This is a genomic window from Leuconostoc suionicum (assembly GCF_001891125.1).
GTDB lineage: Bacteria > Bacillota > Bacilli > Lactobacillales > Lactobacillaceae > Leuconostoc > Leuconostoc suionicum.
In genome coordinates, this window is record NZ_CP015247.1 from 884705 (window position 1) to 899513 (window position 14809).

Sequence of the window (14809 nt, forward strand, 5' to 3'; positions counted from 1 at the left end):
CAAATCAATGCAAAAATTTAAAGATATTAAGGGATTTGCTTTTGATTTAGATGGGGTCATTGCAGATACAGCTCGATTTCATGGACAAGCTTGGCATCAGACTGCTGATGAAGTCGGCACAACTTGGACACCACAATTGGCTGAATCACTCAAAGGTATTAGTCGCATGGAATCATTGCAAATGATTTTAGACGCGGGTAATCATACGGATGATTTTTCACAAGTTGATAAAGAAGCACTTGCTGAAAAGAAAAATCATTTTTATCAACGATTGATTGCAACATTAACGGAGGAAGACATATTGCCGGGGATGAAAAGTTTTATTCATTCGGCTAAAGTGGCAGGGTACAAAATGTCTATTGCCTCAGCCTCAAAAAACGCTCCTATGATTCTTGATCATTTGGGATTAGCAAATGATTTTGTTGGAATAGTGGATCCAGCAACACTGACAAAGGGAAAACCAGATCCTGAAATTTTTGTTAGGGCTGCAGAAGTGCTAGAATTGTCACCTAATCAAGTCATTGGATTAGAAGACTCAGCAGCCGGTATCGAGTCAATTAATAGTGCTGGTCAAATATCGTTGGCAATTGGTGATGCAGTTGTTTTATCGGCTGCTGATTTGATTTTCAGTTCGACTGCCGATGTTACTCTGCAAAGTATTCAATCTAAAATGGACAAAATCAAGTCCAACTAAAAGAAAATCATTAAAGCTACTAGAAATAAGCTTTAATGATTTTTTATTGTGCTAATTATTTTTGTCAAGTGTTGTCACTGTGCCTGACGGGACGATTTTAGTCTCTGTAAAGAAAACAGCATGTGGCGCTAATTCCTGTTCATCTAGTGCCGAAATAGCTAACTGTCCCATCAATTGGAAATCCTGTTTGGCAGCACTGAGAATGGGGCGGGTTATTTGTGCTATTTCAGTACCGTCAATTGTTATGATAGATAAGTCTTTTGGAACATCAATTTGAGCATCTTTAGCACCATTGAGGATGCCAACACTGATAATATCAGCCGAACCAATTGCTGCTGTAAAAGGTAACGGGATACCAAAATGTTTGATAGCATCCATTCTGGTTTGGTAAGCATTCTCTGTTCCCCATATGAAGTCGGGGTGATGTTCAATTCCATGTTTTGAAAGTGCGTCAATAAATCCTTGTCTTCGTAACTTAGCAACAATTGAATTTGGATTTGAAGCACCAATGAGCGCAATCTTTTCGTGGCCATGTTCGTAAAGATAATCAACAATTTGGTGCATCATAACATAATTATCAGAGGAAATTGAAGGGATTTCATTGTTTAATTGGTTTGAAACGCTAAGAAGTTGGACACCAGTACTGGTCAGCAAGTTAAAAACTGGGTCAGCGATTTCAATATCCACTGCCAACATGACAATTGCTAGCACTTTTCGAGATAGCAAAGAATGAACGGTTTGCAGCTGTTGTTCTTTGTTTACATCGACAAAAGCAATAAGTAATTCATAGTTGAGTTCATACGCTTTAGATCGCATGCCCTTAATAATTTCATCAGCAAAATTAGTATGCTCGCTTGGTACTAACACGCCAATAACGCGACTTTGTTTTTGTGATAAATCGGCTGCTGATTGATTCTTAAGATAACCCATTGATTCTGCAAGTTCACGAACTCTTTTTGCTGTATCCGCATTAAAACGACCTCGATTAGTTAAAATTCGAGATACGGATGCCGGTGAAAGACCAGCTTTATCTGCAATGTCTTTAATAGTGATAGCCATATCAATTATTATAACCTAAAAAGGTTGACTTTCAATATGGAAGCGTTTACAATGTTATTGCGTAAACGTTTACCCAGAAAATATTAGGATGGTACTTATGGAAAAAATACAGTGGTGGCAGAAAGCTGTTGTCTACCAAATTTATCCCAGAAGCTTTCAAGATAGTAACGGAGATGGTGTGGGGGATATACCTGGCATTATTGAACGATTACCCTATTTGAAAGATCTTGGTGTCCAAGTGATTTGGCTAAGTCCAATTTATCAGTCGCCAAATGATGATAATGGCTATGACATTAGTGATTATCGTGAAGTCTTACCAGAGTTTGGAACAATGGCAGATGTTCAAAAAATGCTTGAGGTAGCACATCATTTAGGGCTAAAAATTATGATGGATTTGGTCGTCAACCATACTTCTGATGAACATCAATGGTTTCAAGAGAGTCGTAAAAATAAGGATAATCCTTATCGCAATTATTATATTTGGCGAGATCCTGTGGATGGACACGAACCTAATAACTGGTTATCAGACTTTGGTGGATCAGCATGGGAATTTGACAATAATACACAACAATATTATTTGCACCTATTCTCAAAGAAACAACCAGATCTTAATTGGGATAACCCTGATTTACGAAAAAATATTTACGATACGATGAAATGGTGGTTAGATCAAGGTGTTGATGGTTTCCGCATGGATGTTATTAACCTAATTTCAAAACCATCAGATTTACCAAATGATCCAAATGTCACTTTAGAAAATCATGGCTCATCAATGGATTTTGTCGCTAATGGACCAAATATTCATGAGTATTTACAAGAGATGAATCAAGAGGTATTGTCAAAACATGACATCATTACTGTTGGTGAAACGCCAGGTGTATCAACAAGTGATGCAATGAAATATGCCGGATTTGATTCGCATGAGTTGCAGATGATTTTCCAGTTTGAACATACAGAAATCGATAATAGTCCCGAGGGACTAGGTAAGTGGAGTGATGAACGTTTCAAGTTGGTTGATTTAAAACGTATTTTATCCAAATGGCAAAATGATTTGTATGGTAAGGCTTGGAACAGTCTGTATTGGAACAATCATGATCGACCAAGAGTAGTCTCACGATTTGGGAATGATTCAGACGAATATCGTATATTATCTGCTAAAATGTTAGCTGCAACTTTACATTTTATGCAGGGAACACCTTATATTTACCAAGGTGAAGAAATTGGTATGACCAATATTGACCTACCATCTATTAAAGACTACCAAGATATTGATACCTTGAATGCATATAATGATTTAGTTGTTCAACAAAAACGAGTTACTGCTGATAAAATGATGTCTTATGTTCATCATTCTTCAAGAGACAATGCACGAACACCAATGCAATGGGATAACATTAAAAATGCCGGATTCACTGATAGTCACCCATGGTTAAGTGTTAATCCTAATTACCAGACCATCAATGTGGCAGATGCATTAACTGATCAACAGTCAATTTTTCATTTTTACCAAAAGCTCATCGCCTTAAGGCAAGAGCTACCTATTATCACGACTGGAAAGTATGAAGTGTTGGATCTAGAAGACGCATCTGTTTATGCTTACAAGCGTATTGACAAAAACACGCAATTACTGGTTATTAGTAACTTTACTGATCAAAAGCAAACACGTCATTACGATCGAACCCAATCTGCACAATTAGTTATAAGTAATTATTCAGATGATCAAGGGGACGTACTCAGACCTTATGAATCAAAAGTATATATGTTTTAATTCAATAAAATGTAAGCGGTTACTTGAATCCTATTATTTTAAATTTTTATAGAATCACTTAATTAAGGAGAGTGAATATGATGAGTAGTAACGAGCACAAAAAAGGTCAGCTTCCGATGCTGACTAGCATGCAGCTATTTCTAATGACTTTTGGCTATGCAGGCGTCCAGGTTGCCTTTTCGGTTCAAACTGGCAATATGGGAAGAATATTCCAGACCTTAGGTTCCGACCCAACTAAATTAGGATTTTTCTTCATCTTGCCCCCTTTGGCAGGTATGATCACTCAACCCTTAATTGGTCTATTTTCTGACAAAACATGGTTGCCTAAATTTGGTCGGCGAATGCCTTACCTCATTGGTGGGTGCTTAGTATCATTGATTGTTTTACTATTATTGCCCAACACAGGTTCATTTGGTTTTGGTTATGGATCAATGACAGCCTTGTGGTTTGGTGCAGTAACAGTATTGTTCATGGACTTGTCCGCAAACGTTTCAATGCAGCCTTTTAAGATGATTATTCCTGATATGGTCAATGAAAAGCAAACTGACAAAGCATGGAGCTTACAAAATATATGGGGAAGTTTGGGTGGCGTGATTGCCTTTGTTTTCCCATTTATCTTAACTTCGTTTGGTGTTGCTAACACTGCGGCACGTGGGGTTGTGCCTGATTCAGTTAAGATTTCATTTTATGTTGCAGCTGCAATATTATTATTGTCAACAATTTTTACCATTATGAACGTAAAAGAGTATGATCCGGAAACCTTGGCATATTACCACGGATTTAAATCTGATGATAAGACACACGAGTCGTTTATTGATATTTTGAAACACGCGCCCAAGGTTTTTTGGACTTTAGGCATTGTTGAATTCTTTGTCTGGTTTGGTATTCCATACATGTGGACTTATTCAACTGGTGCTCTGTCAGAAAACATCTGGCGCGTTTCAGATCCTGCATCTGCGGGCTACCAAGCAGCAGGTAACTGGTTTGGTATTCTGCAGGCAGTGTATTCGGTTGTTGCAATAGTAGTGGGTATTTTATTTCAAAGATTAAACGATAAGACAAGAAAAATGACGTATTTCTTAAGTTTGATAGCTGGTGGTTTAGGATTTATTATCGTAGCTTATGGGCATACTCATGTGTCGTCGTTAATTGGCTTTGTATTAATCGGTATTGGTTGGATTGCATTGATTTCGATTCCATTTACTATTCTGACGAACGCATTGGATGGTAAACATGATGGCGTTTATCTAGGTCTGTTTAATTGCTTTATCTGTATCCCTCAAATTGTTGCTTCGGTAGCAAGTTTCGCTATTTTTCCAGCCGTCGGAAAATCAATGGCCCACATGTTAGCAATTGCAGGTGTCTCTCTGATGATTGGTGGTTGTTTAATTTGGATTGTTAAAGAAGAAAAAATACAAGTAGATATGACACAAAAAGGAGAATGAAAAATGACAGAAGATATTAAGTGGTGGCAGAAAGCAGTTGTTTATCAGGTTTACCCACGATCGTTTCAAGATGCAAATGGAGATGGTATTGGTGATCTTCAAGGCATAGAACAAAGGTTAGATTATATTAAAAAGTTGGGTGCCGATGTTATTTGGTTAAATCCAATATATGCTTCACCTGACAAAGACAATGGCTATGATATTTCTGATTATGAAGATATTAATGCAAAATTTGGCACAATGCAGGACTTCGATCGATTACTTCAGAAGGCTCATGATAAAGGGATTAAAATTTTGATGGACTTAGTCGTTAATCATACATCAGACCAGCATCAATGGTTCATTGAAAGCCGTTCCTCAAAAGATAATGATAAGCGTGACTTTTATATTTGGCGTGATCCAGTTGATGGACATGAGCCAAATAATTGGGGCTCATTCTTTTCTGGGCCGGCCTGGAAATTTGATGAAGAAACTGGGCAGTATTATTTACATTTGTTTGTTGAAGGACAGCCCGATTTGAATTGGGTAAATCCAGAAGTACGCCAAGCAGTATTTGACATGATGAACTTTTGGGTTGATAAGGGAATTGATGGCTTCCGAATGGATGTTATTTCTTTGATATCAAAACCAGATGGTCTACCAGACGGTGAGGTACCTGAAGGTGGGGAATATGGTAATTCCGATAAGGCAGTAGCTAATGGGCCACATGTTCACGAATATCTGCAAGAAATGCGTGAAAAAGTTCTAAAGAGGGCTGACATGATGACTGTTGGTGAAGCATCTGGTGTTGATATTAATAACGCTATTAAGTATGCAAACACAGATGAATCAGAATTAAATATGGTTTTCCAATTTGAACATATGGGACTTGATAATAATCCAAATCCAGCTTTGGGAAAATGGTATGATCAAAAAGTTTCTCTAGTTGACCTGAAGGAAAACTTATCCAAGTGGCAAAATGATTTAGCCGGTAAAGCTTGGAATTCGCTTTATTGGGATAACCATGATCAACCACGAGCAGTAAGCCGCTATGGGACGACCGAGCAGCATATCGTGTGGTTTCAGCAAAAATGGTTGCAACCTTATTACACTTTATGCAAGGGACACCATATGTCTATCAGGGTGAAGAAATTGGAATGACCAATGCCTATAATTTGAAACGTGAAGATTTCGATGATGTTGAAATCAAAAATGCTTTCAAGTATTTAATTGACAAGGATCATTTGATTGACGAAGACACAATGTTGAAGTACGTACATGCGAAAGGACGCGACAATGCACGTACGCCGATGCAATGGGACAGTACAGCGAATGCAGGATTTACAACAGGCACGCCATGGCTCAAATTAAACGATAATTATGACGCAATAAACGTTGAACAAGCACTAGCTGACAAGAGTTCTATATTTTACTATTATCAAAAACTAATTCAACTGCGTCATGATTTGCCAATTATCACTACTGGCAAGTATCAGTTGTTGGATCCAAAAGACGAGCAAGTCTATGCGTATCGACGTGTGGGAAACAACGAACAACTGCTTGTTATCAATAACTTCACTGACAACATCGTTACACGGGATTATAGTGTACCCACAAATGCAAAAATTTTGATTAGCAATTATGCTGATGACAAAGCGGAAACACTTCGTCCGTACGAGTCTAAAGTTTATCAGTTTGAAAAATAGTATCTTGCTTGATGAATGACATTACATTTTTATTGTAAACTAATTTAGTTAAACTGTTGTAAACGCTTTCATTTTGATATATAATAACAGTATAAAGTTGGATTGTAACCACTGAATAAGTTGCGGTGGGCAAAACCAAATGATAGGGAAACTATACACCTTTCGATAAGCGATGGTGATGGGGAACTATTATTTGGTTTTTTATTTTCAAAATATAGGAGTGAGCCATGCTGGTAAAAAGAATTTTTAATAATAATGTTCTACTAGCCGAGAATAGCGAACAGGAATTAGTAATCGTTGGGCGCGGTGTTGGTTTCAAGCAAAAAATAGGTAATACAGTTGATTCGAGTAAAATTGAAAAAGCTTATTATCCGCAGGATGAAAATTGGACGAGAATGTTTAACGAAATGGTCGATACAATTTCGTCGGATTATGTTGAAATCGCCTCACATATTATTTCAACTGCGGAGAAAAGTTTAGGCCTGTCATTTGACGGATACTTGTTAATTGGACTAGCAGATCACATACAGTTTGCGGTAGAACGCTTACAAAAAAATCTGCCCATTAAAAATGAGCTATTATGGGAAACAAAACACTTTTACCCTGATGAATATCGTATTGGTGCACTCGCTGTAGCTTTTATTAATGAACAAATGAGTGTGCAATTACCTGAAGATGAGGTTGGTTTTATTGCTTTGAAATTTGTTGAAAAGCGGGCTGGCCCAAATTTCAATGAGAAAGCAACCAATATGACGCAACTCATTGAGAGTGCATTAACATTGATTCGTCATGATTTATTACCTGATATTGATTCTTCTAATCTCAATTATCAGAGATTAATTGTTCATTTGCGTTTCTTCGTAGATCGATTATTAGATGAAAATCATGTTCAAAAAGGTGAAAATAGTTTTGACAACGTAATGTCGCAGCATTTATCAGAAAATTTGCGGGAGCGTTACACAGGCTCATATCAATGTGCACAACGTGTAATTAACTATTTTGAACAACAAACGAAACAACAAACAGGAGTCAATGAACAAGTTTACTTGACTATGCATCTGCAAAGAATTGTGGATTCTTCAATTTAAAATAGGGATTGTAACTATTTAATTAGGCAAAACCCAAAAGATATCATTTATGTGATGTTTTTTGGGTTTTTATTTTACAACATAACGAGGTAGAAAAAATGGATTATGGAGTTTTGGCTAATAATATATTGGCTGGTGTCGGTGGCAAAGATAATATCGGATCCGCTTGGCATTGCGCTACGCGTTTACGGTTTAAGTTAAAAGATGAAAGCAAGGCAGACACTGAAAAAATAGAAAATATGGATGGTGTGATTACCGTTGTTAAATCAGCGGGTCAATACCAGGTAGTTATTGGAAACAACGTTGCACGGGTTTTTGAACCATTGGCCGATGCAATTGGGTTAGCAAGAGATGAAGCTCAGAGCGATAATCAAGAAGAAAAAAAGAAAGAGAATATTGTTAATCGCTTCATTGGTTTTATTTCAAGTGTTTTCACGCCTTTCCTAGGGGCAATGGCCGGGACCGGTGTTTTGAAAGGCTTATTGGCACTTTTTGTGACACTCGGATGGTTGCAAGAGTCCAGTGGAACTTATCAAATTTGGTATGCCGCTGGTGATGCATTCTTCTACTTCTTACCAGTCTGGCTGGCCTTCACAGCTGCAGCGCATCTGAAAGTGAATCAATATGTTGCAGCAGCTTTGGCTGGTGCGTTACTTTATCCAAATTTGATTACATTATTAGCAGGGAGTAAGCCTATAACATTCTTCGGCTTGACCGTTGTCGGAACAACTTACAGTTCGAGTGTTATACCAATCTTGTTAGCAGTTTGGATGTTATCTTATTTACAACCAATTTTGGATAAGTTTTTCCATGATTCTGTTCGTAATATCTTTACACCAATGGTCAGTCTGATTATTATGGTACCAGTCACATTATTGGTTGTTGGTCCATTAGGTACTAGTGTTGGAACGGTTCTATCGTCTTCAGTCGAGAGTGTTTACCGCGTGGCACCTTATGCTGCTGGTGCTGTGATGGGTGCTTTGTGGCAAGTGTTTGTTATCTTCGGCGTCCATTGGACTTTCGTGCCAGTTATGACAAATAATATCAGTCAGTTAGGGTATGACTACTTGCTACCAATGTTAAGTGTTGCTGTTTTATCACAGTCGGGTGCTGCACTTGGTGTGTTCCTCAAAACAAAAGATGCTAAGATGAAATCTTTAGCAGGATCATCAGTGCTCACAGGTGTACTAGGCATTACTGAACCAGCCATTTATGGTGTTACACTTAAATTAAAGCGACCATTTATCTTTGCAACGATTGCCGGTGGTATCGGCGGTGCCATTGCTGGTGGGGGTGGTGCACATGCGAATGCTTTTACCTTACCTAGTTTATTAGCCTTACCCACGTATTTGGGTAAGGGATTTACCAGTGTGATTATTGGTTTGGTTGTCGCCTTCATTTTGTCAGCAGTTACTACTTATCTATTCGGTGTACCTAGCCAACCAAAAGACAGTAAAGCAGACGCTAAAAAAACCGAAGAAATTCAAGATGACCTAGTCATTGCACCTGTGTCTGGCACCATTATCCCACTAGAATCAGTAAAGGACGAAGTTTTTGCCAGTGGCGCAATGGGTAAAGGTATTGCTATCGTACCTGATGATGATCAAATTGTTTCACCAATAGTAGGTACAGTAGCTGCCGTTTATCCAAGTAAACATGCAATTGGTTTAATCTCCAATGGTGGCGTAGAAGTACTAATTCATGTAGGAATTGACACTGTACAATTGAATGGAAAGCATTTCAATCAATTAGTCGAACAAGGACAAAAGGTCTCAGTTGGTACGCCATTAATAACCTTTGATCGGCAGGCTATTCAGGCAGCTGGATATGATCCAACGGTGATGGTTATTATCACAAATACAGCAGATTACGAAATCACTGAGACACAAGATACGGTAGCTAACCAAAATTGGTTACTACAACTGAAAGCATTATAAAAAGGAGAATAAAATGTACAGTAAAGAATCAATCACAGGCTTTCCAAAGGACTTTTTATGGGGTGGCGCAACTGCTGCTAATCAAATTGAAGGGGCATGGCAAGTTGATGGGAAAGGTTTAACAACAGCTGAAGTCGTACGTAAAGCTGAAGACCGACGTCACGGTTCAATGGGAGATGTTAACGCAGATACCTTACAAGAAGCTATCGCCGATCATTCGGATGTACATTATCCAAAACGTCGTGGAGTAGATTTTTATCATCACTACAAAGAAGATATTGCACTATTTGCAGAGATGGGTTTTAAAGTATTTCGACTTTCAATCGCTTGGTCACGTATTTTTCCAACTGGTTTAGAAGAAAATCCAAATGAAGCTGGGTTAGCTTTTTATGACCGAGTATTTGATGAACTAGATAAATACCATATTGAACCACTCGTGACTCTTTCACATTATGAGATGCCAATTGAACTAACGAAGCGCTACAACGGTTGGTTGGATCGTGAGGTCATCAAGGCATTCAATCACTATACAGAAACTGTTTTTAAAAGATACAAGGACCGAGTTAAGTACTGGTTGACATTCAATGAAATTAATACTAGTGCTTGGGGATTTCATGAAACTGGCGCTATGGATGGTGATTTAAGTACGCAAGAACAGTTGCAAGTGCGCTATCAGGCAGTTCATCACCAATTTGTAGCTAGCGCTATTGCGACAAAGCAATTGAAGGAAATTGCGCCCAACGCCAAAATTGGTTCAATGTTGGCTCGCATGCAAACGTATCCAGCAACAGCAAACCCGGTTGATGTGCAAGCAGCACAAGTTGAAGATCAGAAAAATTTGTTTTATACGGATGTCCAAGCACGTGGCGAATATCCAGAGTACATGAATCGATATTTCAATGAAAATGGCATCGTTATTAATATGTCTACTGATGATGAAAAGCTTTTGAAACAGTATCCGGTTGATTTTATTAGTTTCAGTTATTATATGACCAACGTGACAGGGGTAGATGGCGTTGAAGATGGGATTGGTAATATGAGTTTGGGTGGTCGTAATCCCTATTTGAAGGAATCAGAATGGGGATGGCAAATCGACCCGATCGGCTTGCGAGTTTCTCTGAATGTCCTGTGGGATCGTTACCGTAAACCATTATTTATTGTTGAAAATGGCTTAGGGGCAGTGGACGAATTAACAGCAGATTACAAAGTACACGATGATTATCGTATTGACTATCTTCGTTTACATATTGAACAAATGAAAGAGGCTGTGATTGATGGTGTTGACTTAATGGGTTACACAATGTGGGCACCACTAGATATTATTAGTTTTAGCACTTCTGAGATGAGTAAGCGTTATGGTTTAATTTACGTAGATCAAGATGACGCAGGGAATGGCACATTAAAGCGTTATAAAAAGGATTCGTTCTTCTGGTATCAAAAAGTTATTGAAAGTAACGGTAAAATATTAGAATAATAGCAAAAAAGCGACACACTGATAAACAGTATCGCTTTTTTAATTGATGTAGAAATAGTAGTCGTTTTTTTACATTAGTAGTATAAGGATAGCAGATAAGTAACAAATGTTTAATAATTTACTCGGAACTTGTTTTATGTTAATATACTTATAATTAATAAGTATATTACTTTAATAAAAAGAGGTGTATTCATGAGTAAAGTTATAAGTTTGGTTGGGCAACAGTTAGATGCGCTACTAGAAAATGAGACTAATATTGTTTCCAACCTAGCAAATACTGCCGCCTTATTGTTTCAGAACTATGAGAATCTAAATTGGGCAGGTTTTTATATCTACAACGATGATGCTAAAGAGTTGGATTTAGGACCATTTCAGGGTAAAGTGGCATGTATGCATATCAAGCCTGGATCAGGCGTAGTAGGAACAGCTTTTGCTAACAAAGAAAGTATTGTTGTACCGAACGTACATGAGTTTGCTGGCCACATTGCTTGTGATGCTGATAGTAATTCAGAATTAGTTGTACCAATATTTAAAAATGGACAAATTTATGGAATAATTGACATTGATTCACCAATACTGAACCGATTTGGTGAGAACGAAAAAAATGAAGTAGAAGAGCTTGCTGAAATCTTAGCAAATCATATTTAATGCCCATACTATAAATTAAAAGCAACTGAGTTGAACAGTTGCCTTTTTATTTTGATAGAAATCCGTATCAGTATCTACCTATTTTTGAGAACATTTAGTACGTGGCATTTTTGGTAAATAAACAATAATAGTAGACCACCTAGCGACCCAACTAATGCCAGGAAAAGACCTGAGCTAACTCTAGTATCCGGAACAAAATGATTTGATAATAGGCTCAATCCGGTAAACAGTATTAATAACATAAATGAGCTAACGTAGATGGCATTTAATATTTTCTTATTTAACAAGTCAAGAAGTTCAAATCGATGATTAATATAACTGCCCATAATAATTGTGACAATAACCAGGGAAATCAACGTTGATAATAAAGCGCCCAGAGAGCTTGTTAAATAGATCATAATAGGCTGGCATAGGATTTTAATAGCCATGCCCCAGCCAATTGCCCTAAGTGCTATGCCAGTTTTACTGAGTCCTTGTAAAATCATGGCTAGGACAGATGTTAATCCCATGAATAGCGCAATAACCGCTGAAATTTGTACCATTGGTATATATAAGCTTTCCGCAGCATAATTTCCATAAAATAAAATGTAGACCGGTTTACTTAACGAGTAGAGTGCTGTACAAGCAGGTAAAGTAATGGCACAAAACAATACGTAAGCTTGACTAATATATTTTCTTAGTATTTCATGATTGTACCTGTTTTTTGAAATGAGAGGCAAAATAGTCGATGCAATTGAAACAGACAATGAAACCACAATCATAATCAGCTTATTGCTATTAAAATTGAACAAGCCAAAAATTGTTTCAATTTTGTTACTGGATAGCATAGGATTGAACTTTGACATCAGTACGTGAAAGCTGAATTGATCTATCCACTGATAGGCAACTAAGAAGCCGCCAATGATGACGAAAGGCAATGACTGAACGATAATATGCTTAAAATTGATGATTTCTGGTTCAGAATTTTCTTTAAAGGAATCAGCATTTAACGGCTGTTTTTTTGAAAGCGAGTTGGTACAGAAGAGTAAGTAAAGTGTTGCAGTCCAAGCACCAATTGATGCTGCAAATGTTGAATGTACAACCACAGTTACCCAACTGCCATGCTGTATATGTAAAATGACATATGCAGATCCTAACATATAGGCCACACGGACGACTTGCTCAATCACGTCAGACTTGGCAATTGCCGCCATTCTCAGCTCACCTTGCAGTCGACCTCTTAAAACAGATAAAAATGGAAAAACTAATACAGCCAAAGAAAGGGATCGTAGTACAGGAATCAGTTTTACGTCACTGGCAGAAAGGATAGGGGCTAAAGACCATAGTGCAACGCAACAAATAAATCCCGCGACCCAACTTAATCGCGTCGCGTTTTTCAAGAATTGATGCTTACTATTACCTTCAAGTCGTGCCGTAAATTTAGCAACAGCCGAAGGTAATCCAGCAGTCGATAACATTAAGAAAAATTGATATAAATTATAGCCTTTACCCATCAAGGTGTTAGCCTGTAGTGATAGTGCACCTAACATAATCGTCCAAGGAATGACATACAATGCGCCTAAGACTCGCGAAGTAATATTGCCAAAAGCGAGCCATGCGGTACCGTTGGTGAGTTGGTTTTGGGATAATTTTTTTAGTCTCATCTTATTATTGTAACACTGATAATTATTTCAATATATTAGTGTATCTAATTTTGAAAAAGGATTTCATAAATATAGTTACAAAGTAGTCATTCCTTTGACAAAATGAACTGGTAAGGTGACGTGATTGTGGGATGCTGTAGTATTTTTTTGATTCATTTGTGATAATAATTTTTCTACAGATGATTTGGCGATTTCGGCAGTAGGCTGTTTAATTGAAGATAAAAAAATTTGTTGTCGTGAATAAATACGAGCACCATCAAATCCTATTATTTGTACATCTTTGGGTACATTAATTCCCTTTTGGGTAAGCAAAAAGTAAAAATCACTCGCGAATTCGTCAGAATCAGAAAAAATACCGTCGTAGTTAAATGTTGTATTTATAGTATTTTCATTAATGAACGTAGCAAAGTCGTCCACAAAATTGGCAATGTCACGAGTTACAAATCTGTCTACAGTAATATTGTGTTCACGACAGTAGTCAAAAAATCCTTCTTCACGAATAGCTGATATATTTCTCACAGGTGCCTTTGAAATAAATAAAAGTCGTTTAGCACCAGAATTAACTAGAGTTTTGCCCGCTAGCTGTCCGCCAGAATAGTTATCTGAAACCACCAATGGGACTTGATCGGAAACTTTTTTCTCAATGGAAACGAGCGGTATATCTGTTGCAATTAAATTAGCTGCATCAGCATAGGACATCGTAATTAGTCCTGCAACTTTTTGTGTATTAGCCATCTGTATGTATTCGATTTCATCTTCTGAGCGGTTATTCGAGTTGCATAATATCATTTTATAGCCATTTTTTTGCAACTCTTGTTGCATGTAGTAGCTCAATTCCGAAAAGAACGGTGAGTTGACTGTCGGAATAATAAAAACAACGAAATTTGATTGACTAGTTTTTAAAGAACGAGCCATAGCATTTGGCACATAGTTCAGCTCCGCTATGGCTTGTGCTATTTTTTTCTGTGTATTCGGCTTGGTTTTTTTCCCATTAATGTAATTAGACACAGAACCTCTAGAAACACCAGCTAAGCTAGCTACATCGTTCATATTAACCAATTGCAAATACCTTCTTCAATATATTATGTAATAAAAAAGTGCCTAACTGGCACTTTTACAATTATTATGGTGTAAACCTTCCTGATAACATTTTATCAAATAATTCTGACATTTGTTGTTGTTTCATGTTTTCTATTTGCTTCACTTCTAAATGATTGAAGTCTTCTATCATGAAGTAGGCTTCTAAATAAAGTGTCAATTGATTTTTAATAAATCGTTGGTTTGTTATCTTTTCGGGACGATTTATGTTGTTTATCAGAGACATCGCAAATTCGTGTGGATCAATAGTAAAGTTTTTCTCCATGATCG

11 protein-coding genes and 1 pseudogene are annotated in these 14809 nt (G+C 37.4%); 8 read left to right on the plus strand and 4 right to left on the minus strand.

Annotation, left to right across the window (positions count from 1 at the left end; genetic code table 11):
* Positions 1-7: 7 nt before the first annotated feature.
* Complete coding sequence (pgmB, locus tag A6B45_RS04365; protein ID WP_072613520.1) at positions 8-694, plus strand: beta-phosphoglucomutase; 687 nt, start codon at positions 8-10, stop codon at positions 692-694.
* Between the two features lie 51 nt (positions 695-745).
* On the opposite strand, the gene A6B45_RS04370 is transcribed toward pgmB, so the two are convergent.
* Positions 746-1753 carry a LacI family DNA-binding transcriptional regulator gene (locus A6B45_RS04370; RefSeq protein WP_072613521.1) on the minus strand — a complete coding sequence of 336 codons (1008 nt, stop codon included), beginning with the start codon at positions 1751-1753 and terminating at the stop codon, positions 746-748.
* Positions 1754-1850: 97 nt separating this feature from the next.
* On the opposite strand from A6B45_RS04370, the gene A6B45_RS04375 reads away from it, so the two are divergent.
* The 7 genes and pseudogenes from A6B45_RS04375 (at position 1851) to A6B45_RS04405 (ending at position 11798) form a co-directional block, all read left to right on the plus strand.
* A complete protein-coding gene (locus A6B45_RS04375) occupies positions 1851-3521 on the plus strand; it encodes a glycoside hydrolase family 13 protein (protein ID WP_072613522.1) in 1671 nt (556 codons plus the stop codon).
* 80 nt (positions 3522-3601) lie between these two features.
* The gene (locus tag A6B45_RS04380; RefSeq protein WP_173674460.1) at positions 3602-4966 is read left to right on the plus strand and encodes an SLC45 family MFS transporter; all 1365 of its coding nucleotides are present in this window, start codon (positions 3602-3604) and stop codon (positions 4964-4966) included.
* A 3-nt stretch (positions 4967-4969) separates the two neighbouring features.
* A pseudogene (locus A6B45_RS04385) lies at positions 4970-6651 on the plus strand (glycoside hydrolase family 13 protein).
* 227 nt (positions 6652-6878) lie between these two features.
* Positions 6879-7739, plus strand: coding sequence for a PRD domain-containing protein (locus A6B45_RS04390; protein ID WP_072613524.1), 861 nt, complete (start codon positions 6879-6881; stop codon positions 7737-7739).
* A 98-nt stretch (positions 7740-7837) separates the two neighbouring features.
* A complete protein-coding gene (locus A6B45_RS04395) occupies positions 7838-9676 on the plus strand; it encodes a beta-glucoside-specific PTS transporter subunit IIABC (protein ID WP_072613525.1) in 1839 nt (612 codons plus the stop codon).
* 13 nt (positions 9677-9689) lie between these two features.
* Entirely contained in the window at positions 9690-11150 is a 1461-nt protein-coding gene (locus A6B45_RS04400) for a glycoside hydrolase family 1 protein (RefSeq protein ID WP_072613526.1), read from the plus strand.
* Positions 11151-11342: 192 nt separating this feature from the next.
* On the plus strand, positions 11343-11798 hold the full coding sequence (locus tag A6B45_RS04405) for a GAF domain-containing protein (RefSeq protein ID WP_072613527.1): 456 nt from the start codon (positions 11343-11345) through the stop codon (positions 11796-11798).
* A 74-nt stretch (positions 11799-11872) separates the two neighbouring features.
* Here A6B45_RS04405 and A6B45_RS04410 read toward each other — a convergent pair whose 3' ends face one another.
* The 3 genes from A6B45_RS04410 to A6B45_RS04420 all read right to left on the minus strand — a co-directional run bounded on the left by A6B45_RS04410 (position 11873) and on the right by A6B45_RS04420 (position 14804).
* Positions 11873-13441 carry a polysaccharide biosynthesis protein gene (locus tag A6B45_RS04410; RefSeq protein ID WP_072613528.1) on the minus strand — a complete coding sequence of 523 codons (1569 nt, stop codon included), beginning with the start codon at positions 13439-13441 and terminating at the stop codon, positions 11873-11875.
* 75 nt (positions 13442-13516) lie between these two features.
* Positions 13517-14491, minus strand: a complete 975-nt coding sequence (locus A6B45_RS04415; protein WP_072614476.1) for a LacI family DNA-binding transcriptional regulator — start codon at positions 14489-14491, stop codon at positions 13517-13519.
* Between the two features lie 73 nt (positions 14492-14564).
* Positions 14565-14804: a hypothetical protein gene (locus tag A6B45_RS04420; protein ID WP_072613529.1), complete on the minus strand. Its 240-nt coding sequence runs from the start codon at positions 14802-14804 to the stop codon at positions 14565-14567.
* Positions 14805-14809: the final 5 nt, after the last annotated feature.

Bases quoted from the DNA above. Each gene is read 5' to 3' on its own strand.
- pgmB (WP_072613520.1), top strand. From the start codon at position 8: ATGCAAAAATTTAAAGATATTAAGGGATTTGCTTTTGATTTAGATGGG.
- A6B45_RS04370 (WP_072613521.1), bottom strand. From the start codon at position 1,753: ATGGCTATCACTATTAAAGACATTGCAGATAAAGCTGGTCTTTCACCG.
- A6B45_RS04375 (WP_072613522.1), top strand. From the start codon at position 1,851: ATGGAAAAAATACAGTGGTGGCAGAAAGCTGTTGTCTACCAAATTTAT.
- A6B45_RS04380 (WP_173674460.1), top strand. From the start codon at position 3,602: ATGAGTAGTAACGAGCACAAAAAAGGTCAGCTTCCGATGCTGACTAGC.
- A6B45_RS04390 (WP_072613524.1), top strand. From the start codon at position 6,879: ATGCTGGTAAAAAGAATTTTTAATAATAATGTTCTACTAGCCGAGAAT.
- A6B45_RS04395 (WP_072613525.1), top strand. From the start codon at position 7,838: ATGGATTATGGAGTTTTGGCTAATAATATATTGGCTGGTGTCGGTGGC.
- A6B45_RS04400 (WP_072613526.1), top strand. From the start codon at position 9,690: ATGTACAGTAAAGAATCAATCACAGGCTTTCCAAAGGACTTTTTATGG.
- A6B45_RS04405 (WP_072613527.1), top strand. From the start codon at position 11,343: ATGAGTAAAGTTATAAGTTTGGTTGGGCAACAGTTAGATGCGCTACTA.
- A6B45_RS04410 (WP_072613528.1), bottom strand. From the start codon at position 13,441: ATGAGACTAAAAAAATTATCCCAAAACCAACTCACCAACGGTACCGCA.
- A6B45_RS04415 (WP_072614476.1), bottom strand. From the start codon at position 14,491: ATGAACGATGTAGCTAGCTTAGCTGGTGTTTCTAGAGGTTCTGTGTCT.
- A6B45_RS04420 (WP_072613529.1), bottom strand. From the start codon at position 14,804: ATGGAGAAAAACTTTACTATTGATCCACACGAATTTGCGATGTCTCTG.